Source organism: Mesorhizobium sp. M7A.F.Ca.CA.004.06.1.1, assembly GCF_003999135.1.
GTDB lineage: Bacteria > Pseudomonadota > Alphaproteobacteria > Rhizobiales > Rhizobiaceae > Mesorhizobium.
Genome location: NZ_RZPQ01001079.1, coordinates 1 through 1,469 on the forward strand (window position 1 = coordinate 1; position 1,469 = coordinate 1,469).

2 protein-coding genes are annotated in these 1,469 nt (G+C 63.7%); both read left to right on the forward strand.

Annotated features, from left to right (window positions below):
* The coding region (gene sseA, locus EN906_RS33980; RefSeq protein WP_127375769.1) for a 3-mercaptopyruvate sulfurtransferase at positions 1–790 on the forward strand (790 nt) is incomplete at its 5' end.
* On the forward strand, positions 787–1,359 hold the full coding sequence (locus tag EN906_RS33985) for a GNAT family N-acetyltransferase (protein ID WP_206517198.1): 573 nt from the start codon (positions 787–789) through the stop codon (positions 1,357–1,359). The genes sseA and EN906_RS33985, both read left to right, overlap by 4 nt.
* Positions 1,360–1,469 lie beyond the last annotated feature (110 nt).

Below are 1,469 nucleotides of genomic sequence, written 5' to 3' on the forward strand. Positions count from 1 at the left end.
CGACGCATCCTGGTATCTCCCGGCGCAGAGGCGCGATGCGCGCGGCGAGTATGAGTCGGCCCATATCCCGGGCGCACGTTTTCTCGATCAGGATGCCGTTTCGGACCCGGATTCGCCCCTGCCGCATACCTTGCCGTCGCCGCAGCATTTTGCCCAGTATGTCGGCGCCATGGGCGTTTCGGCCGATGACACCATCGTCGTCTACGACGGGCCGGGTTTCTTCTCCGCACCCCGGGCGTGGTGGATGTTCCGGGTGATGGGCGTCTTTCAGACCTATATTCTGGAGGGCGGCTTCGATGGCTGGAAAGCCGCCGGCAGGCCGGTGACGGCCGAACCGACCAAGATCGCGCCAAGCGTGTTTCATGCCGATTTCGACGCCGGGCGCGTCGCCAGCCTCGCCGACATGCGCGGGATCGTCGACACCAAGGCGAGCCAGATCGCCGACGCCCGTGGACCGGGCCGCTTCACCGGCACTGAACCTGAGCCGCGCGCGGGTATCCGCTCCGGCCATATGCCCGGCGCGCGCAATCTGCCCTATTCGGCGCTGTCGGAAAATGGCGAGCTGCTGTCGAAGGACCGTCTGCGCAAGGTGATCGAGGAGGCCGGCATCGATCTGTCGAAACCTGTCGTCACTTCATGCGGCTCCGGTATTACCGCGGCGGTGGTGACGCTGGCGCTGGAAACGCTTGGCCATACAAACAACAGGCTTTACGACGGCTCCTGGACGGAGTGGGGCGGGCTTTCCGACACGCCTGTCGTGACCGGCCCCGTTGTGATCGGCAAGGAATGAAGACGGTGGAAAACGGCGCGCTGGAAGACATCGAAGTCACGGTGACGTTCCTCGAGATGCATGTGCCTCCGGCCTATTCGCCGCCTGTGCCGTATAACCGTCAGGTCGCGCTGCTGAAGACCAAGGACATTCCGCTGCATTTTTACCGCTATCTGATGGACCGGGTGGGGCGCAAATGGCACTGGGTCAATGTGCTGAGGCTGGATGACGACGAGCTTTCCGCCGGCATCCATCGTGAGGATCGCGACATCAGGGTCCTTTACCTCGACGGCGCGCCCGCCGGCTTCTTCGATCTCAAGCCGCATCTGCCGGAAGAAGTCGAACTCGCCTATTTCGGCATGATGGAACATGCCACCGGGCAAGGCATCGGCCGCTGGTTCCTGGGCTCCGCGATCGCCGCCGCATGGTCGCATGGGCCGAAGCGGGTGACGGTGCAGACCTGCACGCTCGATCATCCGGCGGCTCTGCCGCTCTACCAGAAGCTCGGCTTTGCACCGGTGGCGCAAAAGAGGGAAATCGTCCATCCGCTGCCTTTCACCGAGCGCGCGGCCAGCGTCATGCGGCCCTAGACTAGCCGGAAGCTGACACGGGTTCGAATCTGAACCCGCCGTTCATCGGCCCTTCAGGCTGTTTTTGGCATGTTGCCGGCACCATCAATGCGGCCAAGGCCGAAGGAGAC